Annotated in this window: 21 protein-coding genes; 13 read left to right on the plus strand and 8 right to left on the minus strand. The window is 69.0% G+C overall.

The genetic code is table 11. From position 1 onward, the window contains the following. The first annotated feature begins 1 nt into the window (after position 1). A complete protein-coding gene (locus tag PSS76_RS01590; RefSeq protein ID WP_013417603.1) occupies positions 2-1,303 on the plus strand; it encodes an RNA polymerase sigma factor in 1,302 nt (433 codons plus the stop codon). 127 nt (positions 1,304-1,430) lie between these two features. After that, positions 1,431-3,170 carry a cutinase family protein gene (locus PSS76_RS01595; RefSeq protein WP_069855388.1) on the plus strand — a complete coding sequence of 580 codons (1,740 nt, stop codon included), beginning with the start codon at positions 1,431-1,433 and terminating at the stop codon, positions 3,168-3,170. A 33-nt stretch (positions 3,171-3,203) separates the two neighbouring features. Here PSS76_RS01595 and PSS76_RS01600 read toward each other — a convergent pair whose 3' ends face one another. From PSS76_RS01600 to PSS76_RS01615, 4 genes are all read right to left on the minus strand, one after another. Next, on the minus strand, positions 3,204-4,238 hold the full coding sequence (locus PSS76_RS01600; RefSeq protein ID WP_069855389.1) for a GAF domain-containing protein: 1,035 nt from the start codon (positions 4,236-4,238) through the stop codon (positions 3,204-3,206). Between the two features lie 68 nt (positions 4,239-4,306). Then, positions 4,307-5,128 (minus strand): SDR family NAD(P)-dependent oxidoreductase, encoded by an 822-nt coding sequence (locus PSS76_RS01605; RefSeq protein WP_337455775.1) that lies wholly within the window; start codon positions 5,126-5,128, stop codon positions 4,307-4,309. A 569-nt stretch (positions 5,129-5,697) separates the two neighbouring features. Next, on the minus strand, positions 5,698-8,046 hold the full coding sequence (locus tag PSS76_RS01610; RefSeq protein ID WP_069855390.1) for a heavy metal translocating P-type ATPase: 2,349 nt from the start codon (positions 8,044-8,046) through the stop codon (positions 5,698-5,700). Between the two features lie 69 nt (positions 8,047-8,115). Beyond that, positions 8,116-9,636, minus strand: a complete 1,521-nt coding sequence (locus PSS76_RS01615; RefSeq protein WP_005516795.1) for a flavin-containing monooxygenase — start codon at positions 9,634-9,636, stop codon at positions 8,116-8,118. Between the two features lie 151 nt (positions 9,637-9,787). On the opposite strand from PSS76_RS01615, the gene PSS76_RS01620 reads away from it, so the two are divergent. From PSS76_RS01620 to eutC, 5 genes are all read left to right on the plus strand, one after another. Continuing rightward, a complete protein-coding gene (locus PSS76_RS01620) occupies positions 9,788-10,135 on the plus strand; it encodes a UBP-type zinc finger domain-containing protein (RefSeq protein WP_005516798.1) in 348 nt (115 codons plus the stop codon). Between the two features lie 23 nt (positions 10,136-10,158). Continuing rightward, positions 10,159-11,040, plus strand: a complete 882-nt coding sequence (locus PSS76_RS01625; RefSeq protein ID WP_084924316.1) for an aminoglycoside phosphotransferase family protein — start codon at positions 10,159-10,161, stop codon at positions 11,038-11,040. A 14-nt stretch (positions 11,041-11,054) separates the two neighbouring features. Beyond that, complete coding sequence (locus tag PSS76_RS01630) at positions 11,055-11,720, plus strand: Rv1157c family protein (RefSeq protein ID WP_337455778.1); 666 nt, start codon at positions 11,055-11,057, stop codon at positions 11,718-11,720. Between the two features lie 97 nt (positions 11,721-11,817). Continuing rightward, positions 11,818-13,230 (plus strand): ethanolamine ammonia-lyase subunit EutB, encoded by a 1,413-nt coding sequence (locus tag PSS76_RS01635; protein ID WP_084870749.1) that lies wholly within the window; start codon positions 11,818-11,820, stop codon positions 13,228-13,230. Continuing rightward, entirely contained in the window at positions 13,227-13,973 is a 747-nt protein-coding gene (eutC, locus tag PSS76_RS01640; RefSeq protein WP_084870748.1) for an ethanolamine ammonia-lyase subunit EutC, read from the plus strand. The genes PSS76_RS01635 and eutC overlap by 4 nt, the downstream gene beginning before the upstream one ends. Before the next feature lie 30 nt (positions 13,974-14,003). Here the strand turns inward: eutC and mihF are convergent, their stop codons facing one another. Then, positions 14,004-14,318, minus strand: coding sequence for an integration host factor, actinobacterial type (mihF, locus tag PSS76_RS01645; RefSeq protein WP_005516808.1), 315 nt, complete (start codon positions 14,316-14,318; stop codon positions 14,004-14,006). Between the two features lie 108 nt (positions 14,319-14,426). After that, positions 14,427-15,206, minus strand: coding sequence for an enoyl-CoA hydratase (locus PSS76_RS01650; RefSeq protein ID WP_084870747.1), 780 nt, complete (start codon positions 15,204-15,206; stop codon positions 14,427-14,429). A 127-nt stretch (positions 15,207-15,333) separates the two neighbouring features. Between PSS76_RS01650 and pepN the strand changes: the two genes are divergently transcribed. Together pepN and PSS76_RS01660 are read left to right on the plus strand one after the other, a co-directional pair. After that, positions 15,334-17,832, plus strand: coding sequence for an aminopeptidase N (gene pepN / locus PSS76_RS01655; protein WP_337455780.1), 2,499 nt, complete (start codon positions 15,334-15,336; stop codon positions 17,830-17,832). 165 nt (positions 17,833-17,997) lie between these two features. Continuing rightward, positions 17,998-18,129 (plus strand): hypothetical protein, encoded by a 132-nt coding sequence (locus PSS76_RS01660; protein ID WP_005516815.1) that lies wholly within the window; start codon positions 17,998-18,000, stop codon positions 18,127-18,129. A gap of 78 nt (positions 18,130-18,207) precedes the next feature. On the opposite strand, the gene PSS76_RS01665 is transcribed toward PSS76_RS01660, so the two are convergent. After that, positions 18,208-18,615 (minus strand): hypothetical protein, encoded by a 408-nt coding sequence (locus PSS76_RS01665; protein ID WP_005516816.1) that lies wholly within the window; start codon positions 18,613-18,615, stop codon positions 18,208-18,210. A 159-nt stretch (positions 18,616-18,774) separates the two neighbouring features. Between PSS76_RS01665 and PSS76_RS01670 the strand changes: the two genes are divergently transcribed. Beyond that, complete coding sequence (locus PSS76_RS01670; protein WP_022598513.1) at positions 18,775-19,161, plus strand: hypothetical protein; 387 nt, start codon at positions 18,775-18,777, stop codon at positions 19,159-19,161. Positions 19,162-19,176: 15 nt separating this feature from the next. Here PSS76_RS01670 and PSS76_RS01675 read toward each other — a convergent pair whose 3' ends face one another. Next, on the minus strand, positions 19,177-20,397 hold the full coding sequence (locus PSS76_RS01675) for an MFS transporter (RefSeq protein WP_081264976.1): 1,221 nt from the start codon (positions 20,395-20,397) through the stop codon (positions 19,177-19,179). A gap of 75 nt (positions 20,398-20,472) precedes the next feature. Here PSS76_RS01675 and PSS76_RS01680 point away from each other — a divergent pair, with 75 nt between their 5' ends. The 3 genes from PSS76_RS01680 (at position 20,473) to PSS76_RS01690 (ending at position 23,521) form a co-directional block, all read left to right on the plus strand. Further along, complete coding sequence (locus tag PSS76_RS01680; protein ID WP_064076373.1) at positions 20,473-20,925, plus strand: helix-turn-helix domain-containing protein; 453 nt, start codon at positions 20,473-20,475, stop codon at positions 20,923-20,925. After that, positions 20,922-21,689 carry an ABC transporter permease gene (locus PSS76_RS01685; protein ID WP_022598508.1) on the plus strand — a complete coding sequence of 256 codons (768 nt, stop codon included), beginning with the start codon at positions 20,922-20,924 and terminating at the stop codon, positions 21,687-21,689. Before PSS76_RS01680 ends, PSS76_RS01685 begins: the two co-directional genes overlap by 4 nt. 224 nt (positions 21,690-21,913) lie before the next feature. Beyond that, entirely contained in the window at positions 21,914-23,521 is a 1,608-nt protein-coding gene (locus PSS76_RS01690; protein WP_193384786.1) for an alkaline phosphatase D family protein, read from the plus strand. Positions 23,522-23,525 lie beyond the last annotated feature (4 nt).

Raw genomic sequence — 23,525 nt, forward strand, 5'->3', positions numbered from 1 at the left:
TATGCCCGACATCCCGACCGAGCGTCGCGCGGAACCACCGGAGTCTGCGGAGTCTGCGCGACGCTCCGTCGCGGCGGTGTGGCGGATCGAGTCCGCCCGCATCGTTGCGACACTCACCCGCATGGTCGGTGACTTCGGCCGCGCCGAGGATCTCGCGCAGGACGCACTGGCCGACGCGCTCGCACAGTGGCCACAGACGGGTGTCCCCGCCAACCCCGGCGCGTGGCTGACGGCCGTCGCGAAGCGCCGCGCGATCGACGGCTGGCGCCGGCAGGAACGGTATGACGAGCGTCTCGCCGCGATCGCCCACGACCTCGGGACGGAGGAGGATCCCTCGTCGGACGAGTTGCCGTGGGACCCCGACCGGATCGACGACGACGTCCTGCGGTTGGTGTTCGTCTCGTGCCATCCGGTGCTGTCCCGCGAGGCCCGGGTTGCATTGACGCTCAAGGTGGTCGGCGGCCTGTCGAGCGAGGAGATCGCCCGCGCCTTCCTGGTGCCGACGTCGACGGTGCAGCAGCGGATCGTGCGGGCCAAGAAGACCCTGGCCGCCGCGAAGGTGCCGTTCGCGGTGCCCGAGCGCACCGAGTTCGCGGAGCGGCTGGGAACGGTGCTCGGGGTGCTGTATCTCGTGTTCAACGAGGGGCATTCGGCGAGCGCCGGCGACGACTGGATGCGCCCGGAGCTGAGCCGGGAGGCGCTGCGGCTCGGCCGGGTGCTCGTCGAGCTCGTGCCGCGCGAACCCGAGCCGCACGCGCTGGTTGCGCTGATGGAACTGACGGCGGCCCGGTTCCCGGCCCGGCTCGACGCGAACGGTGACCCGGTGCTGCTCGCCGACCAGGACCGACGACGCTGGGACCGGGGCGCGATCACGCGTGGCCGGGCCGCCCTCGCCCGCTCCGACGAGCTGGGACGCGGCCGCGGTGCCTACGCGCTGCAGGCGGCGATCGCGGAATGCCATGCGGTTGCACCGTCCGTGGACGACACCGACTGGGAGCGGATCGTGCTGCTGTACGAGGCACTGGGGAGGCTCGCGCCCTCCCCCGTCGTCGACCTCAACCGGGCTGCCGCGGTGGCGATGGCGTCCGGGCCCGGTGCGGCGCTCGAGATCGTCGACGGTCTCGTCGCGGACGGGCGGCTCGCCGGATACCGGTTCCTGTGCGCGACCCGCGCGGAACTCCTCGTTCGCCTCGGCCGGAACCGGGAGGCGCGCGCGGAGTTCGAGGCGGCGGCCGAACTGACAGCCAACGTCCGGGAACGGAAGAGGCTCGAGGACAGGGCGTCCGAATTGCCGAGCGCGTGACGATGCCGGGAGTGTGCACGGCCGTGATGTAACGCGTCCGGTCGACCGCCCGACTTCCTCCATGACGTGACGCGCGGACCGGGGGGCTGTCCACGTGTCTTCCGTGAGTCGGGTTTGGGGAGTGGACATGGCTATTCACGGCTTTCTCGAGCGGCATCGCGGCGCGACGCGGGTGCTCACCCCGATCGCACTGGGGGTGGCGTTGCTGGTGGTTCTGACGTGGGCGTTGTGGTCCGCCCCGCCGCGCACCATGGACACCGCGCTGACGGCGTCGACCACCGATTGCCACGACATGGTGACCTTGTCGATCGCGGGACGCGGTGACACGCCTCGCTCCGGCACCACGAAGATGCTCGTCGACGCGAACGGCCGGGAGTTGCCGGCGGCCTCGGCGGACGACTACGTCAGTGACTGGATCGACCAGGCGTCCAATGCGCCGCTGAAGGCGGTCGCGCCGGGCTCGTACGCCGCGATGTACATCGCCTACCCGGCGGACATGGCCAGCTACGAGAACGCCGTGACCACCGGTGTCGCGAACACCGAATCGGTGATCAAGGCGATTCGGGCGTCCTGCCCGGACACCAAGTTCGCGATCGTCGGCTACAGCGAGGGCGCCGACGTGGCCCGCCGCGTCGCGATGAACGTCGGCCACCAGGACGCGAACGCCGAAGGTGGTTACGGCATCGTCGATCCGGCGAACGTGGTCGGGGTCGTCATCCTCGCCGATGCCGGTCGCGCGGAGGGGCAGGGCCCGTTCCCCGGTGCGAAGAACCCGTTCACCAATCCGGACGGCTTCGACGTGAAGTACCAGAACGGCAGGAACCCGGTCCCCGGTCAGGGTGTGACACCGGATACCGGGGGCTCCGATTTCGGTGCACTGGCCGGACGCATCGCGTCGTTCTGCTCGGACGGTGACCTCACCTGTGCAGCGCCGCAGAACATCTCGTTGTTGCAGCTGGTGGTGAACGTGGGCCGACAGTTGAACATCGACGCACTCGAGCGGGAACAGTTGACGCCGGCCACCGGCATCGACGTCGCAACGGTCCTTTCCCGGATCGCGCTCGACGCCTTCGCGCACATCCAGGCGCAGCCGGACTGGATGCAGAACGACGAGACGTTCCTGGACGTATTGCTCACGGTGTCGAATCCGTCGTACACCCGGCCCACCGCGCCGCCGATCACGACGACGAAGCAGTCGGAGACCGGTACCGACAACGCAACCACGGATTCGGACATCTCGACTCCCGTTTCGGGAGAGACGGATTCGATCCAGGTCGAGAAGATGTCCCCGCTGGCGTACCTGCCGCAGAAGCTGTTCAAGGAGATCGTCGGTCTGATCGTGACGAACCAGAACACGATCCCGGTGATCATGAGCGATCCGTACCAGCTGACGTTGGGTCCGGATGTCGGGCACCACTTCGACTACTGGCGCGACGCCGACCAGGCGAACGGTAAGCCGCTCACCTCGGCGGACTACGCGGCTGCGTGGCTGACCCACCTCGCGAAGCAGGCTCAGAACGGACAGCAGGTTAATGCGGCGGCCAAACCCAGTGCGGCGGAACTGGCTGCGGCACTGGACGAGGTCACGTCCTCCGCGGCCCCGTCCTCCACAGCACCGTCCCCCGGGACCCCGTCCTCCACGCAGTCGAGCGCTTCGGTCGGACAGCCGCCGGCGGCCACCGCAGTCGCCTCGCCCACCCCGCAGGCTCCCGCGCCCGCTACGACGCCGGAGGTTGTGGTGCCCGAGACCACGACAGCTGCGACGGAAGGGGTTTCGCCCCCGGCGGATGCGTCCACGCCGGCCCCGCAGACCACCACCGTGGCCCCGACGACGACGTCCAGCGCAGCCCCCACACCGAGCGGCTAGCTGTCGCGGGTTCGCGCGGCAGGCCCCGATCGTTCATTCGTGAACGGTCGGGGCCTCCGTCACGGTGACCAGGCCGCCGTGCGTGGACTCGTCGAATGCCATGAGCGCCACCGACAGGTGCAGGGGCTTCCATGCGCCGTCGAGTCCGCGGCACCGGATCACGCCCTCGACCTTCCGGTGCGCGAGATCCTTCGCCATCGCCCTGGCGAGAGGGAGATCGTCCGGGTGGATTGCCGGCTTCGGTTCGCCGACAGCGTTGCCCCAGGCGATCCCGGGCATCGGCTGGTTGCGCCACTTGATCAGGGTGAGGCGTTTCAGGTCGACGTATGCGTGGTAGTGGCCGGGGGCGAGCACCGCGTCGAGGACTCGGTGCTCGAGGATGACCGGCGGAGGTGCCGACGAAACGTGTTCGGCGGGACCGATGTCGTGGGTGACGCCGCGCAGGATGACCACGCGGGGAGCGTCCGGTTCCGGTCGTTCGTCGAGCATTCGGCACGAGAAGTGTGCGGCGCGTTCGACGCCGTCGTCGCGCCGCACCTTCCATACCGCCTGGTGTTCGGTGCCGGGCTCGGACTGCACTATCTTCGCGAGTGCCTGACCCTCGTCGTGGTTGGTGACCAACCTGTTGAACGCGCCCGACAGTGCCGCCTCGGATCTGCGGTCCTCGGGTGCCACCCCGTACAGATCGAACAGGTCCTCACTACCGCTCGCGGTTCCTGCCGTCAGGTTGAAGTGCCACGCGCCGACGGGATCCCGCCTCGGAAGTTCGTCCGAGACGCCACCGCGCCACAGGTGAATGCCGTGCAGGCGTCCCTCCGAGTTGAGCAGTGGCACGGCCACGATCCGGTGGTCGCCGTCGTCGGTGGTCCGGTCGATCGGTCGATCGTGCGGATCGGCCATGACCTCCAGCACCGTGGAACGGATGTCGTCGAGGGACCGGTTCCTCTGTGCGCGGCGAGTTTTGAAGTGACGATCGAGAGCGACGAACGGTTTGGGGGTCGACCCGAGACCGATCAGTGCAGGCTCTGCACCGCCGAAGGTGTCGATCAGCAACCACTCCGGTGTCATGCGTACTTTCATCCCCCCAGTTGTGATGATGTGAACCCGCTCCGGGAGGAGCGGCACGCGAGACCTGCCTACCGTGAGGCCAGGCGCTTGGCCGCGGGCAGCAGCCATTGGTAGCCGGGCCCGAGGATCCGGGTGACGACGTCCACCACGCGGGCGTCGGGACCGACGAGCACGCGTGGGCGTCCGCGTTCGACACCCCGCAGGATCGTCCGAGCAGCATCGGCAGGGTCTGTGCGGGCGATCCGCTGTTCGAACGACGCCACGACGTCGGCGTGGTCGACGCCCGCTGCAATGCGCGCCGTGCGTGCGATGGGAGTCCGCACCCCGCCCGGGTAAACGCAGGTGACCTTGACACGATGACCGGCGCTCTCCATTTCCTGCCGGAGCGATTCGGTGAAGCCGCGCACCGCGAACTTCGCGGCGTTGTATGCGGAATAGCCGGGGGCGGCCATCAGCCCGAAGGCCGACGACAGGTTGACGACGTGGCCGCGTTCGGACTTCAGGATGTGCGGAAGGAACTCCTTGGTGCCGTTGACGACACCCCAGAAGTCGACGTTCACGACATGTTCGAGGTCCGCATAGTCGGCGTCGACTACGTTGCCGCTGAAGAGGACCCCGGCGTTGTTCACGATGACGTCGACCCCGCCGAACCGTCCGACGGTGTCGGTGGCGAATGCCGCTACCGCTGTTCGGTCGATGACGTCGAGTGCTGTGGTCGCGACGTCGGCGCCGATTCGGCGGCAGGTCTCGGCCGTGACGTCGAGTGCGGCGGAGTCGATGTCGGCGAGTGCCAGAGATGCCCCCGACTGCGCCAAGCGCAAAGCCAGTTCGCGGCCGATCCCTGAACCCGCACCGGTCACCGCGACGACGCGACGATCGAAATACCCCACTGAATTCCCCTGTCCCCGACATCTTCGTGCTCTGGTTGATTACCAGACAGCCGTCATGCCCGCATCCCGGGCGAATGTCGGGAAGGAGACGACCGCCGGACGGGCGATCCGCGTCGGGGTGTCGGATCGCACGCCCGGCGGCCGAACGGCTCGAGTGCTTGCGTGAAGCCACACGAGCCGAGTCGGTTCGGCGTTCTGTTCGATTCGCGTGACGAAGATGCAGAACGCCGAGAGGGTGACATGCCGGTGCACGATGCGCTACAGGCAGACCCGACGTGGACAAGGCTGCAGGAGACCCCGTATGGAGTGCGCTGTTGGCACTGTAGGCGAGCGTCCGATGATGTGGCAACAACGGCGGCGTGTCGGCGGTTTTCGGGGATCGGGTGGTGACGCCGAACGCGTTCTGCGTCACCACCCGACCACGGCCCGCCAGGTCGGGGGTCCGGGAGGCCGTGGGCCGTCCGACGAATCGGCCGGCACTTCTGAACGCTAGTGGGGCCTCGTCCGGGGCTGTAGGGGGATTTGCCCCGTGGTGGCGGGTGGCCGCGCCGTGGGGGTCCCCGGCGGCGTCAGCTGTTGGGGGCGGCGTCGGATTCGGGGGCGAGGGTGAAGTAGTTCTCCTCTTCCTGGACGAAGTGCAACCGCAGCAGCGCGTGCAGTCCGTACAGGCACGCCAGTAGGTCGTCGACCTGGTCCGGGGTGATGCCGCCGGCCCCGTCGGCGCGAGTGAGGTGGGTGCGCAACCGACGGGCGAGGCGGTCGATCTCGGCGTGCATGCGGCTCATCGTCGCCGTCGCCTCCGCGTTGCCGAGGGGCGTGGCGAGCGCCGGATACAGCTCGCGGTCCTCAGCCTCCTCGTGGGGCAGGAGGGTGTCGAACAGGAAGGCGTCGACGCGGCGAAGCGCGGCGTGGGCGGCCTCGAGATCACCGGTTGCGAGCAGGTCGGCGGTGTCGCGCAGGATGGTGAGCTGGTCGCGGAGCTCGTCGTGCTCGGCGGAGAACCGATGCAGCATCGCCTCTGTGTCCTCGGGCAGCGGAACCTCCTCGGCCCGATCGCCGCCCAGCGCGCGCAGCGCGTTGAGGATCACCGCCACGTCGATGCCTTCCTGGAGCAGCGCACCGACCGCGGGTGGTAACAGGCCGAAGGCGGCGAAGCCCATGGCCACCAAGGACAATCCCATGCCGACGGCCGCGCTCTGCACCGCGATCCGCCGGGAGCGTCGCGCGATCGCCATGGCGTCCGCGAGGTGGTCGAGACGGTCCGTGGTGAGCACGACGTCCGCCGCCTCGGAGGTCGCCGTCGACCCGCGGGCGCCCATTGCCACGCCGACGGTCGCGGCCGCCAGGGCGGGTGCGTCGTTGACCCCGTCGCCGACCATGACGGTGACCGCTCGCTCCCGTTCCGCCCGCACCCCCGCCACCTTGTCGGCGGGGCTCTGTTCGGCGCGGACCGCGTCGAGGCCGAGGACCGCCCCGATCTCCTCCGCCGGTTCGCGGCGGTCCCCGGTGAGCATGACCAACCGGTTCAGGCCGGCGGCGCGGAGGCGCCGGAGGGTGCGGGAGGCGTCGCGGCGCACCGGGTCGATCAGCAGGATCGCGCCGGTCAGCCGGTCGTCGACGGTGACCCAGGCGACTGCCGCCCCGTCGAGGACGGCCCGTCCGTGCGCCGACCGGGCCCAGCCCGGAGCATCGTCCGGCAGGTTCAGGGTGCCGACGCTGACGCGATGTCCGTCGACGGTGGCGGTCACTCCGGTACCGGCCTCCTCGTCCACGTCGGTCGGCAGGGACAGGTCCAGGCCCCGCACCTTCGCCTCCTGCACGATGGCCTCGGCGAGCACGTGCGGTGACAGCTGATCGGCCGACGCGGCCAGGCGCAGCACCTCGGAGGCGTCACCGCCGGGCGCGGTGAGCACATCGGTCCCGGTGGGTCGGCCGGTGGTGAGCGTGCCGGTCTTGTCCATCACCAATGTGGTTGCATGCCCCAGATTCTCGAGCGCCCCGCCGTTACGGACCACGACGCCGCGGCGCGAGGCGCGGGACAGACCCGACACGATCGCGACGGGCGCGGCCAGCAGCAGTGGGCAGGGTGTGGCGACGACGAGAACGGCGACGGCGCGGGTCGCCGAGCCGCTGAGTAGCCAGGCGGCACCTGCCACGGCCAGCGCTACGGGTAGGAACCAGCCGGCGATGCGGTCCGCGACCCGGACGACGGGAGCGCTCTCGGCGGCGGCATCCTGGGCCAGGCGCACGATTCCGGCGTACGTACTCAGGTCCGCGGTGGTGCGCGCCTGCATCTCGAAAGCGCCACCGGCGTCGACCGTTCCGCTGCGAATCGCCTCGCCGCGTCGGCGCTGCACGGCGAGCGGTTCGCCGGTGAGTACGGACTCGTCGAGAACCGCCACCTCCGAGGTGACCCAGCCGTCGACGGGCACCACCTCGCCGGGACCGACGACGAGGGCGTCGCCGGCAACGACGGCTTCGAGCGGGACGGTCTCGACGGTGTCGCCGACCCGGCGTCGCGCGGTCCGTGGCGCATGGTCGAGCAGCGAGCGCAGGTCCTTGGTGGCGCGTCGTTCCGCGGCCGCGTCGAGGGCCTGGCCGGTCGCCAGCATCACGCCGATCAGTGCGCCCGCCAGATACTCCCCCACGAGAAGCGTGCCGACGAGCGAGAGCACGGCGATGAGATCGACGCCGACACGGCGGTGACGAAGGGCGTCGACCACCCACCACGTGGCGGGCACGATCGCGACGACGGTCCCGGCGATCCAGCACGCATCCGAGACGTCGCGCGCCCCCGCGAGCCAGGCGATGCCACCGGCCAGGAGGGCCGTGAGCGTGACTGCCAGTAGGGCGGGTTCCCGCAGGCGACGCAACAGTGCACGCCGCCTGGATCGTGCATCGGACGCGGCATCCACCATGACGCTCCCAGGCTCTCGCGATGTCACCTCGACGGTACCGCGGCTGCATGCGTTGCCGGAGCAGACCGGTCAGTCGGGGCTGACGAGGTCGCCGTCCGGTTCCGTCGGTCTCCGCTGGGCCGCGGCGAAGGTCAGGGTGCCGTCGTCGACCGGGGTGTCGCGCAGGACCGCGACGTCCTTGTAGTAGTCCATCTGCAGGTTCCAGGGGTCCTTCGTGCCGGCCTGCGGCCACAGGTCCAGGGAGCGTTGGACGTAGCCGGCAGCGAAGTCGAGCAGGGGGCGGGTGTCCATGCCCTCCTCGCGGTTCTCCGCGACGGCGACATCGGCGCCGCGCCGATCCATCTCGGTGAGCACTCGGCACAGGAACTCGGCCACCAGATCGACCTTCAGCGTCCACGGGGCATTCGTGTAGCCGACGGCGAACGAGAAGTTCGGGATGTCGGAGAGCATCGTGCCCTTGAAGGCCAGCCGCTCGGTGATGTCGACGGGTTCGCCGTCCAGTCGCAGTTCCACACCGCCGAGCGCCAGCAGGTCGAGTCCCGTCGCGGTGACCACGATGTCGGCGTCGAGGTGCCTTCCGGACTCGAGCGCGATACCGGTCTCGGTGAAGGTCTCGATCCGGTCGGTGACGACCGACGCCTTGCCCTTGCGGATCGTCGCGAACAGATCGCCGCCCGGTACGACGCACAGCCGCTGATCCCACGGGTCGTAGCGAGGATTGAAATGGGTGTCGACATCGAAACCCGACGGAAGCAGGCGCTTGTTGAGCCACCGGATGACGGCCCGGGCCTGCCGCGGAAACCGTTGACAGAGCTTGTAGATCCAGACGTTCTGGGCGATGTTCTTCTTCCGGGTGAGCCGATAGCCGCGCTCATCGCCCAGCACGCGTCGGAACACACTCGACAGGGCGTCTTCGGCCGGCAACGGAATGATGTACGAGGGCGATCGCTGGAGCATCGTGACATGACCCGTGGCGTCCGCCATCGCCGGGATGAGCGTGACGGCGGTGGCCCCGGAGCCGATCACGACGACCTGCTTGCCGACGTAGTCCAGATCCTCGGGCCAGTGCTGCGGATGCACGAGTTGCCCGGCGAAGCGCTCGACGCCCGGCAACTGCGGGGTGTACCCCCGGTCGTAGTTGTAATAGCCGCTGGCGCAGAACAACCAGTTCGTCGTGAACGTCGCGGTCTCGTCGGTGTCACCGATCTGTGCGACCACGGTCCAGCGGGCATCGGATAGTGACCAGTCGGCACGGATCACCCTGTGGTGGTAGTGGATGTGCCGATCGAGGTCGTACTCACGGGCGGTCTCACGGATGTAGCCGAGGATGTCGGCGGCGGGTGCGAGCGCCTTGCGGCCCTTCCACGGCTTGAAGTCGTACCCGTAGGTCTGGACGTCCGAGTCGGAGCGAATGCCGGGGTAGCGGAACAGATCCCAGGTTCCGCCGGAAGCCGCGCGCGATTCCAGGATGGCGAGGGTCCGCTCGGGGTGCTCGCGACGCAGGCGGGCGGCGACGCCGATGCCGGACAGTCCGGCACCCACGACGAGGACGTCGACGTGCCGGGCAGTTCTCGCGTCGGTCTCGCTCATCGGGTCCTCCGGGTCGGCGTACGGTTGAACGGCGTCTGTACTGCACGTTAGCCCGATTCCGTAGGGTGGTGTGCGCAACGCGGCAACGGCTGCGTGGACGCCGTCCCGGACGCCGAGGGGCGCCGGGCGCGACCGAGTCGAGGAGGTACTTGTGCCCGAGACACCCGACATCGATCCGAGCGTGCCGCCGAGCGGCGCCGGATGCACCGAGTGCGACGCCACCGGCGGATGGTGGTTCCATCTGCGTCGGTGTGCCGCGTGCGGCCACGTCGGTTGCTGTGACTCCTCCCCGGCGCAGCACGCGAGCGCGCACGCGAAGGAGACCGGGCATCCGATCATCCGCAGCTACGAGCCGGGCGAGGCCTGGTTCTGGGACTACCGGACGCAGGGCCTCGCGGACGGTCCGGAACTGGCTCCCCCGCAGCATCATCCGCTGGATCAGACGGTGCCCGGACCCGCCGGTCGGGTGCCGGACGACTGGGCGGACCGGCTGCACTGACGGGACACCGATACGGTCGAGGAATGATCGAGGTTCCCGAGGCGCTCGTCGCTGCACAGCACAGGTACGGCGGTGCGTCCGGCCGGGCGTTCGTCGCCGCCCTCCCCCGGATCGCCGACGAGATGCTCGAGCGCTGGAACCTCCGCCCCGTCGGCCCTGCGATGCACGGCATGGCGGCGTTCGTGCTGCCGGTGACGGACGGTGACGAGCGGGCCGCCGTCCTGAAACTCCAGGCTGTCGACGAGGAAACCGTCGGCGAGTCGGTCGCGTTGCGGATTTGGGACGGCGACGGCGCAGTCCGGCTGCTGGCGCACGACACCGACACCGGCGCGATGCTGCTCGAACGCCTCGACATCTCCCGGCACCTGTCGAGCGTCGCGGACACCCGCGCGGCGGTGAAGATCATCGCCGGACTCCTCGCGCGCCTCACCGCGCACACGGCACCGGACGGGTTGCGCCGGCTCGGCGACGTGGCATCCGCGATGTCGGCGCAGACGGCTTCGGCTGTCCGTCTGCTCGATGACCGAGGCGAACGGGATCTGCTGTTGGACTGCGCTGCGGCTGTGCGTGAGGTGATGGACGAGCCCGGAAACCAGCTGTTGCACTGGGATCTCCACTACGACAACGTCCTCGGCTCCGCGCGCGAGCCGTGGCTCGCAATCGATCCGAAGCCACTCGCCGGTGACCCTGGATTCGAGCTGTTGCCCGCCCTGACCGATCGGTTCGACGACGTGGACATCCGCTGGCGGTTCGACCTCATGACCGAGGCGCTGAGCCTGGATCGGGATCGTGCGCGAGCCTGGACGCTCGGGCGCATCCTCCAGAACGCTCTGTGGGACATCGAGGACGGCGAGCGGCGCCTGTCGCGGGACCAGGTCTCGATCGCACGCGTTCTGCTGCCCTGAATTACCATCCCCGCATGATGAGACGAATTGTGGGGATTGCCGCGTCGGTGGGAATCCTGGTGGGCCTGGGTAGCCAGGCTCCCGCAGCGGCGCAGCCGGAGCCGGTGGACGACCTGACGGCTGTCCGGACGGCGTTCGGCGCGGGACTGCCGGTCGGCGCGCTCACCCCGCAGTCGGTGCTGGAGACGCTGGGGCGGGTCGCCGCCGGCGTTCCGCGTGCCTCCTACTTCCCCCGTTCGGTGCAGCTGGCCGAGGGCGTGGTCCAGCCGTTCCTGTACGACACGTCGGCGTCCGACTGCCTGCTGCCCAACGCTCTCGGCGACGACTCGATCGGTGTCGCGCAGGCCATCGCCGGGCCGGCCGTCGACACGAGCCTGCCGACGCCGGTCATTCCGCCCGGGACGGTCAACGTGTTGTTCTCCGGGCTGGGTACGTCGACGTCCTCGCCGTTCCGCGGCGACCCGATGACGGTGTCGTGGTTGAACCTGAACACGATGCGTTCGGGAACGGCACCGCTGTTCCAGGAGCGCCCCGCGGACGGTCCCCGCACACTGTCGAACACGGTCGAAACCGGAGGGGGCACAGTCGTTTTCCTGGTCTCGGGCAGCATGATCGACAACACCAGCCGGGATCTGCCGGCGTGCGACTTCGCTCCGGTCGTGGGGGTCGTGCAGGCCTGATGCCGTCGAGCCGCCCGCCGTCCGCTCGACGGCGGGCCGGCCCGGCCACATACTGAGGGTCCAGCCGAGGGTGTCGAATCCGGGAGGTGAGCGGGCCATGGCCGTGTACCGACAGAGGCTCGGCGACGTCGCTTACGAGTTCCACGGCCTGGTGGACCTGCTCGCCAAGGCGACTCCCCGCCGCTCGGGCGACGAACTCGCCGGGTGCGCAGCGCATTCGGACGCCGAACGAGCAGCCGCCCAGTGGGCTCTCGCCGAGGTGCCGCTACGCACGTTCCTCACCGAGTCGGTGGTGCCGTACGAGAGCGACGAGGTGACCCGGCTGATCCTCGACACCCACGACGTCGCCGCGTTCGCGCCGATCGCCCACCTCACCGTCGGCGGACTCCGCGATCACCTGCTCGCGGTCGCGGCACGCCCCGACTCGGCCGACGTCCTGGCGGCCCTCGCGCCCGGGCTTACACCGGAGACCGTCGCGGCGGTCAGCAAGATCATGCGGAACCAGGACCTCGTCGCGGTGTCCCGGGCGGCGACCGTGACCAGCGCGTTCCGGACCACCATCGGGCTGCCCGGGCGGTTGGCCACCCGGCTGCAGCCGAACCATCCCCTCGACGATCCACGCGGTGTCGCCGCGGCGATCCTCGACGGATTGCTACTGGGGTGCGGCGACGCCGTCGTCGGGATCAACCCGGCGAGCGATTCACCGCACGCCGTCTCCGATCTGCTGCACCTGCTCGACGACATCCGTGAGCGGTTCGAGATCCCCACCCAGTCGTGCGTGCTCACCCATGTCACGACGACGATCGACCTCATCGAGCGCGGCGCACCCGTCGATCTCGTGTTCCAGTCCGTAGCGGGGACCGAGGGCGCCAACCGCGCTTTCGGGGTGGATCTGACGCTGCTCCGGGAGGGCAACGAAGCCGGTCGGTCGTCGGGCCGCGGCACGGTCGGCGACAACGTCATGTATCTCGAGACCGGCCAGGGGTCGGCGTTGTCGTCGGGAACTCACCTGGGCACCGGCGGCCGTCCGGTGGACCAGCAGACGCTCGAGGCCCGCGCGTACGCGGTGGCGCGGGACCTGCGGCCGTTGCTGGTGAACACCGTGGTCGGTTTCATCGGTCCCGAATACCTCTACGACGGAAAGCAAATCGTGCGGGCGGGGCTCGAGGATCAGTTCTGCGGAAAGCTCCTCGGGCTGCCGATGGGGGTGGACGTCTGCTACACCAACCACGCCGAGGCAGACCAGGACGACATGGACACCCTGCTGACGCTGCTCGCGGTCGCCGGCACGGCGTTCGTCATCACGGTGCCGGGTGCCGACGACGTCATGCTGGGCTATCAGTCGCTGTCGTTCCACGACGCGCTGTACGTCCGGGAGGTCGCCCGGCTGCGTCCCGCGCCCGAGTTCGAGGCGTGGTTGCGCAAACTCGGGATGGCCGACGACACCGGGCGGATTCTTCCCGTCGACGTCGCGGCGTCGCCGTTGCGCGCCCTCGGCGGCGCCGCATGATCGATCCCTGGGACGACATCCGGCGGCACACTCGGGCTCGGATCGGTCTGGGCCGCAGCGGGAACGGAGTGCCGACCCGCCGTCACCTCCAGTTCGTCGCCGCCCACGCGGAGGCGCGGGACGCGGTGCACACGGCGCTCGACGTCGAGACGCTGGCGGAACGGATCCGCGATGTAGGCATCGGGGCCCCGCTGATCGTGCGGAGTGCGGCGGCCGACCGGGCCACATATCTGCGCCGACCCGATCTCGGCCGCATCCCGGAATCGGGAACGAAGTTGCCGCCCAATGCCTCCGACATCGGAATCGCACTGTGTGACGGGCTGTCCGCGACGGCGCTCGCGGCACACGGCCCCGGTCTGACGGCCGCGATCGTCCAAGCACTGCCGCGGCTGACGTTCGCTCCCCCGGTGATCGCCACACAGGCCCGGGTGGCGTTGGGGGACCACATCGGTGCACAACTCGGTGTCACGACGATGCTCGTGCTGATCGGGGAACGTCCAGGGCTGTCGGTCGCCGACAGCGTCGGCATCTATCTGACGCACCACCCGCGGCCGGGCCGCACCGACGCTCAACGCAACTGCGTCTCCAACGTCCATCCGCCGGACGGAATGACGTACGACCACGCGGCGCGGGTCGTCGCGGTACTCGTCGAGGGGGCGCGGCGTATGGGGGCTTCCGGCGTTGCACTCAAGGACTTGTCGCGCGATCCTGGCCTGACGGACACGGAACGGCCCGCGCTGTGAGAGCGCGGGCCGTTCCGAAGCGCAGTGACGTCAGCTGCTGAGCTTGGCGATCAGGTCGGCACGCTGACGCGCACCGAGACCCGAAACGCGGCGCGTCTCGGCGATGCCGACGGACTCGGCGATGTCGCGAGCCTTGATCTTGCCGACCTTCGGCAGGGATTCGAGCAGGTACAGCACCTTCGTCTTACCAACCAACTCGTCGGTGTCTGCCTTGTCGAGAACCTCCACCAGCGTCAGCTTGCCCGACTTGAGGCCTTCCCTCAGTTCGGAACGAGCCTTGCGCGACGCGGCGGCCTTCTCGAGGGCGGCGGCGCGCTGCTCGGGGGTCAACGTGGGCAATGCCATGATGTGCCTCTCTCTCGCGGTACCCGGAATGGACCTCAGGCTAGAACGCAATTGGGTTCCGCGCGCGCCAAGTTGGTCCCGCGTGTCGAGAAACTGGGGGTGTTCGTCTCATTTGCCCGTCCATTCGGGCTTCCGTTTCGCGAGGAATGCACTCATGCCCTCCTGTGCGTCGCACGTGACGGCGTTGTCGGCCATCGTCCGGGACATGAGTTCGTACGCCTCGTGCTGGGGCAGATCGATCTGGCGGTAGAACGCCTGCTTGCCGATCGCCAACGTGAGGGGGCTGGACTGGGCGATGCGGACGGCCAACTCATCTGTACGAACGTCCAGTTGCTCCGGCGCCACAACGATATTGACCAAACCCCAGTCTGCCGCTGTCGCGGCGTCGACCGTCTCGCCGGTGAGCAGCATCTGCATTGCCCGCTTGCGCCCCACTGCGCGGCTGAGCGCGACCATGGGCGTCGAACAGAACAGTCCGATCCGCACGCCCGGTGTCCCGAACACCGCGGTCGACGACGCCACGACGAGATCGCACGACGCGGCAAGCTGGCAGCCGGCGGCGATCGCCGGACCCTGGACTGCGGCGATCACCGGTTGCGGGATCGACTGGACGGTATCCATCATCTCCGTGCAGACCTCGAAGATCTCCCGCTCCTCCTCGAGCGTTCGTCCGATCATCTCGGACAGATCGTGGCCGGCGGAGAACACGGGACCGGCCGCCGACAGCACCACGACACGGACGGCCTCGTCATTGCCGAAGCCCTGCAGCGCGGCGGTGACCGCACGCATCATGCTGGTGGACAGCGGGTTCCGCTGGCCCGGCCGGTCGAGGTACAGACGCGCGACGCCCGTCCGGCCGTCGAAGCTCGTCCTGATCGGATCATCCATGCCGCACCTCTTCCCGCGAGTACTCGCAGCCCGATGCTACGACGTCGCGATTCCCCCTGCAGGCCCTGTTCGTGCCGGATGGCCGGACACACCCCGGGTCGTTCCCGCGGCTGGCAGGATCGAGGGCGTGAGTATCGCGAATCTGACCCGCTCCGAGACCGCCGCGCGCTCGGCGGCCGTGACAGTCCGTGCCTATCGGGTGGAGTTGGACGTGTCGGACGCCCCCGACGAGACCGAGGCGGGCTTCCTGACCACGACCACGGTGGAGTTCGACGCCACCACCCCGGAGACGTGGCTGGACTTCCTCGGGCTCGAAGTGCGTTCGGTGATCGTCAACGGCCAGTTCATCGACGTCGAGTACGACGGCGCCCGCATCCCGCTGCACGGCCTGCGCCGCTCCAACACGGTGGTGGTGAGTGCAGTGGGCTGTTACAGCCGTTCCGGTGAAGGGCTGCACCGCTTCCGGGATCCGGTCGACGGAGCGACGTATCTGTACACACAGTACGAGCCGTCCGACGCGCGACGGGTGTTCGCGTGCTTCGAGCAACCGGACATGAAGGCGCCCTTCACGTTCGCGGTCATCGCACCGTCCGGCTGGGAGGTGGCGTCCAATCGTCCCGCCGCCATGGTGGAGGACGACGGCGATCGTCAGTCGGTGGAGTTCTCCCCCACTCTGCCCATCTCGACGTACATCACCGCGATCGTCGCCGGTCCCTACCATCGCGTCGAATCGCAATGGCGGCGAGGTGATCTCGACGTCCCGCTCGGGCTCCTGTGTCGCGCGTCGCTCGCCCGCTACCTGGATGCCGACACGATCTTCGAGGTGACCCGCCAGGGTCTCGACTTCTTCGCCGAGAACTTCGACTATCCGTACCCGTGGGGCAAGTACGACCAGGTGTTCGTCCCCGAGTACAACCTCGGTGCGATGGAGAACCCGGGTTGCGTCACGTTCACCGAGGCGTACGTGTTCCGGGGCGCCGCCACCGCAGCGCAGTACGAGGGTCGCGCCAACACGATCCTGCACGAGATGGCGCACATGTGGTTCGGCGACCTCGTGACGATGGTGTGGTGGGACGACCTCTGGCTCAAGGAGTCCTTCGCCGACTACATGGGTGCGCTCGCGAGCGCGGAGGCCACCGAGTGGACGGACGCGTGGGTCGCGTTCGCGAACCGGCGCAAGGCGTGGGCGTACTCGCAGGACCAGTTGCCCACGACGCACCCGATCGTCGCCGACATCGTCGACCTCGAGGCCGCGAAGCTGAACTTCGACGGCATCACGTACGCGAAGGGTGCCAGCGTTCTCAAGCAACTGGTGGCGTACGTCGGCCGGGATGCATTCTTCGAAGGAGCGCGCCGCTACTTCCGCAAGCACGAGTTCGGCAACACCACCCTCGCGGACCTGCTGTCGGAGTTGTCGGAGGCGTCCGGTCGCGACCTCGCCGCATGGGCGCAGGCATGGCTCCGGACAACCGGGGTCTCCACGTTGATCCTCGAGCGTGGCGTCGACGGCTGCGAGATCGTGCAGACCGATCCTCGGCCGCACCGGATCGCCGTGGGTACCTACGACTTCGACGACTCGGGAAACCTCGTCCGACGCGATCGCGTGGAGCTGGACCTCGAGAACGAACGCACACCCGTCGAGTTGCCGGATGCACCCCTGCGCCTGCTCAACGACGGCGACCTCACGTACGCGAAGGTCCGGCTCGACGCCGATTCCCTCGCTACCGTCGAGCGTTCGCTGGACCGTGTCGTCGACCCGCTGACCCGGGGGCTGATCTGGTCGGCGCTGTGGAATGCCACCCGTGACGGCGAGCTCGCGCCCGAGCGCTATCTTGCGATGGCGCAGGCCTTCGCGCCGTCCGAGAGCAACACGGCGCTCACGGCAGCGGTCCTCGCGAATGCCGGGTACGCCGTCGGGCACTATCTTCCGGACCCGACGCGCGACGAGTGGCGCGGCCGTTGGCTCGAATCGTGCTGGGGGGCGCTGTGGGATGCGCAGCCCGGTTCCGGCGCACAGTTGGCATGGGCACGGGCGGTGGCGGGGGCGGCCGTCGTCGACGATCGCTTCGCGGTGCAGATCCGTGCCGTGCTCGACGGCTCCGCGCCGGCGCCCGACGGGCTGCCGCTCGATCCGGACCTGCGCTGGGCGTTGTGGACCGCGCTGGCCGCCACGGGGCATGCCGACGCGGCGGATCTCGACGCCGAACTCGGCCGCGACGACACCGCGTCCGGACGCACTGCGCACCTGCGAGCGCTCACGGCACGCCCGCTCGCGGAGGTCAAGGACGAGGCCTGGCGGGCGGCGCTGGAGGATCCGGGGCTCAGTAACGACCAACTCGATGCCGTCATCGGCGGCTTCCGGGCCGGCGATCGCCGCGATCTGATCGGCTCGTACGACGACGGCTATTTCGCGGCGCTCCGCGACGTGTGGGCGACGCGGAGCATCGAGATCGCGCGTCGCATCGTGCTGGGTCTGTTCCCGTCGTCGGAGTCGCTCGATCCGGTGGATGCCTGGCTGACGGCGAATACCGACGCTCCGGGAGCGCTCCGCCGCCTGGTTGTCGAACAGCGCGATCACCTGGCCCGCGATCTGCGGGTGCGGGGGCTCGGTGTTAACGACGTGTGACGTCGTTTTTACGCGCGGGTGCCCGAGCGTTTCCATTCTGTAATGGATTGCGATTCAAGGCTTTCACCGCTTGGAATCCGTTGTCGCCGTCCGCTACACATGCAGTGGCGCCGAGAACGGCGACTGAGACGAAGCACCAGCTTCACGGGAACAAAGGGGAAGACAATGGGTTCTGAGGAGTTCGCTACGGCTCTGGGTTCGGTCGACTTCGATCAGGTTGTCGCAGGTGCGGAAGCGGTGGGGGCTTTCGCCGGTCTGATCGCAGCCCTCGGGGCGTTCGCCGCGCTGCTCGTCTAGTGAGTGTGGCCGGGAGCCGGCCGACTCGTGTAGGGCCCGAAGCCGCTCGTCGGCTTCGGGCCCTACACGTATTCGACCTCAGGTACGTTCGACCAGTCTCTCGTATCGCTGCCGCGCCGCTTGGGTGCTGCCGAGTCCCAACCCGAATGCGATTTCTCGCCAAGTCATTCCGCGCTGGCGAGCGATGCCGAGGAACAGCGCCTCGAGCTGGTCCATCTCCGCGCGAGCCTTGGGGAACAGTCCGAGGGCCGCGGTGATGTCGGCGTCGTCGACATCCGGTTCGCCGGGCTCGGGGGTGTGAACGCCGCCCGCCAGCGCGGCCACGACCCGGATGGCACCCAGGGGTTCCAGGATTTCGGGGTGTGACTGACGCGCCCGCTGTTCGGGCGTGGCGCCGTGGCGTTCGATGATCCGGAACAGGGCCGCGTACTCGCGGTGGGCACGCTCGCGGCTGGGGTTGGGTGGAGTGAAATCCTCGGAGGTCATGCTTCGAGGGTCCATTGAAGAATCCCTGTTGTCAACGAAATATTGACAACAAGATGTTCACACCATTTCGGCGCGACGTGTAATCGCGACGTGTAATGCAGACCGCCCCTGTGCGATGAAACCGGCATGAAATTAACAAAAGGGACGGTCGGCTCTGTTGTGGCCGGTACGGCGCTCTCGGCACTCGTTCTCGGCGTGCCGACGGCCGCGGCCGACGTCGTTCGGGTGGATGCCCATCCCGGACTCAGCTACACGTGGACCCCGGAGCGTGGCTTCGAGGAGAAGTTCGGAACCAACTGCATCTATGCGGTGACCGCGGCAACGACGTGGCAGAACCCCGTCTCGTTCTTCGACTTCCAGAAGGCCACGATCCTGCCGAGCCCGCTGGCGCCCGTTCTGAACGGCACGGCCACAGTCGGGTGGATTCCGCGCACCCCCGGTGACCATCGGATCGTGGCGTACCACACGTCGGCGGGCGGTCCCGACGTGACAGTTCCGGTGGGAACGGGAATCCCATTGGGTCCGGCCTGTTTCGTGCTTCCATGAGTCCGGTGGCACTCGTCAACCTGCCTGCCTTCCCGGCTTCGGGTCGTGCCCGGCGCGCATGCTCGCGACGGCGTTGACGGCGAGCAGGACGAGGAACGCGGTGACCGGTGCGGTCCACGATCCGGTGGCGTCGTGCAGGATCGACGCCAGGATCGGTCCGGTCGCCGCGATCAGGTAACCGCCCGTCTGCGCCACCGTCGACAGCGCGGCCACGTGGTCCGGGGTACGCCCGCGTCGGGCGTACAGCACTCCGGCAACGGCTTGACCCGCGCCGAGCCCGATACCGAGGATCAACGCCCATACGACCGGCACGGAGTCGGGCGCTATAAGCAATCCGGCGAAGCCCGCGGCGCACACCGCGACGATCGCCAGGATGTGAGGTCGCTGGTCCGCGCTCGCGGCCGCGAGGATCGGTGCCACCAGTCCTCCCCCGGCGACGCCGACGATGAACAGCGCCTGCATGTTTCCGGCGCTGCCGTCGGCCAGCCCGGCGGCGACCAGGATGGAGGGCAGCCAGGCGAGCGTCGCGTAGAAGAGCAGCGTCTGGATGCCGAAGAAGATCGTCGAACTCCATGCGGTCCACGTGCGCAGCACTTTCGGCCGGCCGTGGGCCGTCGCCCCCGCGTGGGTGCCGGGCCGACTCGCATGCCGCAGTTGCGGGACGGTTCCGACGAGCGCCAGGAGCGCGGGAATCACCGCGAGTCCGATTGCCGGCGGCCATGATTCGCCCGACGCGCGCCACACGGGAATCATCAGCGCCGCGATCACGGCGGAGCCGGCGCCCATCGACATGGCGTAGACACCCATCATCACGCCGGTCCGTTCGGGCGCGAACCGCTTGCGTACGAACACTGGCACGAGCACGTTCACCACCGCGGTCGCGAGGCTCACGATCACGGTGCCGGCGATCAGCCCGGGCATACCCGCCATCCGGACCAAGGCTCCCACGAGGAGCACGGCGCCGGCGGCGAACAGGGCGCGCTCCTCGCCGAGGCGTCGGCGAGCGACGACGGCGAGCGGCGCGAACAGTCCCATCACCAACGGGGGGATCAGCCCGAGCAGTGTGACGGTGGCGGCGTCGAACCCGGCAACTGGGGCCAGTGGGCCGATCTGACCGAAAGCGACGCGGGTGTTCGCGCTGATCAGGACGAAACCGGCGACCAGCAGCATCATCGAGGCGCCGACGCCTGCGCGGGAGGTCGCGGCCGGTGCGGCACCGGACTGCAGAGACTGCACTGAGCGTTCCTTTCCGAGGAGTAGGCTCACAGCGTCCACACTCAAGTGGGCTTGAGCGCAAGTCGGAGGTGTCGCATGCCCGACGACCTCTTCTCGATCACCGACGTCGCGCACGCCTTCGGACTGTCCGTGCCGGCGCTGCGGTACTACGAGGAGCGCGGTCTCATCGAGGCGTCGGAGCGTCGCGGGCGCGTCCGCTACTACACCCGCGACGATCTCGGCCGGCTCGCCTACATCCAGTTGTGGCACGAGGACGGGATGCTCTCGCTCGCCGATACCCAAGCGATCGTCGACTCGGACACGGTGGCGGACCGCAGCAGGTTGATCGAGGACCAGGCCGCCCGGATGCGTGAGCGCATCAGTCATCTGTCCCGGGCGGTCGCGGTGCTCGAACACATGCTCGGCTGCCGCACCGACCGGGCGCGCGACTGCCCGACCACCGGCGGGTACATCCGGGCCCGGGTCGACGCGGCCCTGTCCGGTGAGGACTTCGCGGACGACTTCCTGCCCAAGGCTTCCGAACCGTGAGCACCTCGCTCGTGAACCCCGGCCTCGCGCTGTTCGTCCTGTGCGCGGTCATGGTGGGTCTGGCCGCCGTCGTGTATCGCTTCGCCGGGCTCGGCAACCCGCTGACCGCGCCGTGGGCCGCGGTGCGCGGTGCGCTGCAACTGGCCGCGGTGTCGCTGATCCTGGCGGCGGCGCTCGCGCACCTGTGGTCGTCGTTGCTGGTGCTCGCGGTGATGTTCGTGGCGGCGGCGTTCACCGCGGCGCGGCGCTCGCGGGCGGGCCGGTCGGCGGTGTGGCTGGCGTCGGCGTTGGCCGTCGGCGTCGGGCTGGTGGTTCCTCTCATGCTGGTCAGTGGTGTGGTGCCGCTCGAGGGGGTGGCACTGGTGCCGATCGGCGGCATCGTCCTGGGTAACGCGATGACCGCGACGGCACTTGCCGCCAAACGCGGCCTCGACGCGATCGAGCAACGCTGGGGAGAGGTGGAAGCCGCACTCAGCCTGGGGTTGAGCACGCGGGACGCCCGGATGGAGGTGGTCGGGTCGGCCGCCGCGGACGCTCTGCTGCCGGGCCTCGACCAGACCAGGACCGTGGGCCTGGTGACGCTGCCCGGAGCGTTCGTCGGCGTGCTGCTCGCGACCGGATCCGCCGTGCAGGCCGGTGCCGTGCAGATCCTCGTCCTCGTCGGTCTTCTGCTCGCACAGACGTGCGCGGTCGCCACCACGATCGAGTTGGTGGCGCGCGGCGCCGTCCACCGGCCGCGGACCTCTGGTCTCCACCACCCCTGAGTCCCCCTCTCCCCCGCGTTTCGCGCACTTGTCGCGCATTCCGGGGCGTTTTCCCCGCGCTAAGTGCGCGAAACGCGAAGGGGGCGGGAAGGGGAACAGTCGATGAATGCTCGGTACGTTTCACGATTCTTGTTGAACGTGCGTCCGAATTGCGTTGTGATCCGGGGGTGTTCGAGAACAACGACATCGCTGGGGTGACTCGCCGCGGGGTGCTGCGCGGCTCGATGGTGCTCGCAGGGGCCGGAATCGCCGCCGCGGCAGCGGGACGGGCGTCGGCGGCCACACCGGCACCGGGTTTCGTCCACGGGGTGGCATCCGGTGACCCGCTCCCCGACCGCGTGATCATCTGGACGCGCTTCACCCCGACGGCCGACGCGCTACCGGGATCCGCTGCCGGGCCCGCCGTCCCGGTCACCTGGCAGGTCGCGACCGACGCGGGATTCGCGACGCTCGTTCGCAGCGGCACGGTCACCGCCGGTCCGGAGACGGACCACACGGTGAAGGTCGACGTCACCGGGTTGCGCCCCGGCACCGGATACTTCTACCGGTTCACCGGACTCGGCATCGTCTCCCCCGTCGGACGCACCCGCACGGCGCCGGCCGCGGACGCCGACATCGCCCGCCTGCGTTTCGGCGTCGTGTCGTGCTCCAACTGGGAGGCAGGGTACTTCGCGTCGTACCGGCACCTCGCCGAACGGGACGACCTCGATGCGATTCTCCACCTCGGCGACTACATCTACGAGTACGGTCGCGGCGAGTACGGGGCTCGCGGCGGTTCGGTGCGCCTGCACGACCCGGCCCACGAGATCGTCTCGCTCGCCGACTACCGAATCCGGCACGCGCAGTACAAGACCGACCCCGATCTCCTGGCGTTGCACGCGAAGCTGCCGTTCATCGCGACGTGGGACGACCACGAATCGGCAGACAACTCGTACGACGGCGGCGCCGAGAACCACGATCCGGCCACCGAGGGGGACTGGGGTGCGCGCAAGGCCGCGTCGACCCGGGCCTACTTCGAGTGGATGCCGGTGCGGGTCCACGGGACCGGGTCCGACGCCGCACTGTACCGGCGCTTCCGGTTCGGCACGTTGGCGGAACTGTCGATGCTCGACCTGCGCACCTATCGTGACGAACCGGCATCCGCCGGCGCCGGATGGCGCAAGGTCGACTCCCCCGACCGGACGATTACCGGTCGCGCGCAGATGGATTGGCTGACGAGCGGCGTCGTGACCGCGTCGACCCGGTGGAAGATCGTGGGCAACCCGGTGATGATCACACCGTGCGTCTTTCCGCCCCTGGATAATCGGACGATGGGTGCGATCACGCAGATGACCGGCGTGCCCGACGCCGGTATCCCCTACAACACCGACCAGTGGGACGGCTACACCGCCGACCGTCGACGCCTGTTCGACGCCATCACCGCGAACGGGGTGCGCAACACGGTGTTCCTCACCGGGGATATCCACACGTCGTGGGCGTGCGACCTACCGGTGGACGCCGCGAACTACCCGGCTGCGGGCACGGTCGGCACCGAGTTCGTCGTGCCGTCGGTGACGTCGCCGAACATCGACGACATGTTGAAGGTGCCGCCTCGCACCGCGACCGTGGCCGCGGAGGAGGCGTTCAAGGCGTTCAACCGTCACGTCCGGTACGTCGAACTGGATTCGCACGGTTACGGTGTGTTCGAAGTGAACGAAGCTGCGGCGCAGATGGACTGGTTCTACGTATCCGACCCCACCGATCCGCGCGGGATCGTCCGGCACGCGATGAGCTACCGCGTCGCCGACGGCACGCAGCAGGCGCATCCCGTCGCAGGACCGCTCGCGCCCTGACCCG

Source organism: Prescottella sp. D32, assembly GCF_037287305.1.
Lineage (GTDB): Bacteria > Actinomycetota > Actinomycetes > Mycobacteriales > Mycobacteriaceae > Prescottella > Prescottella equi.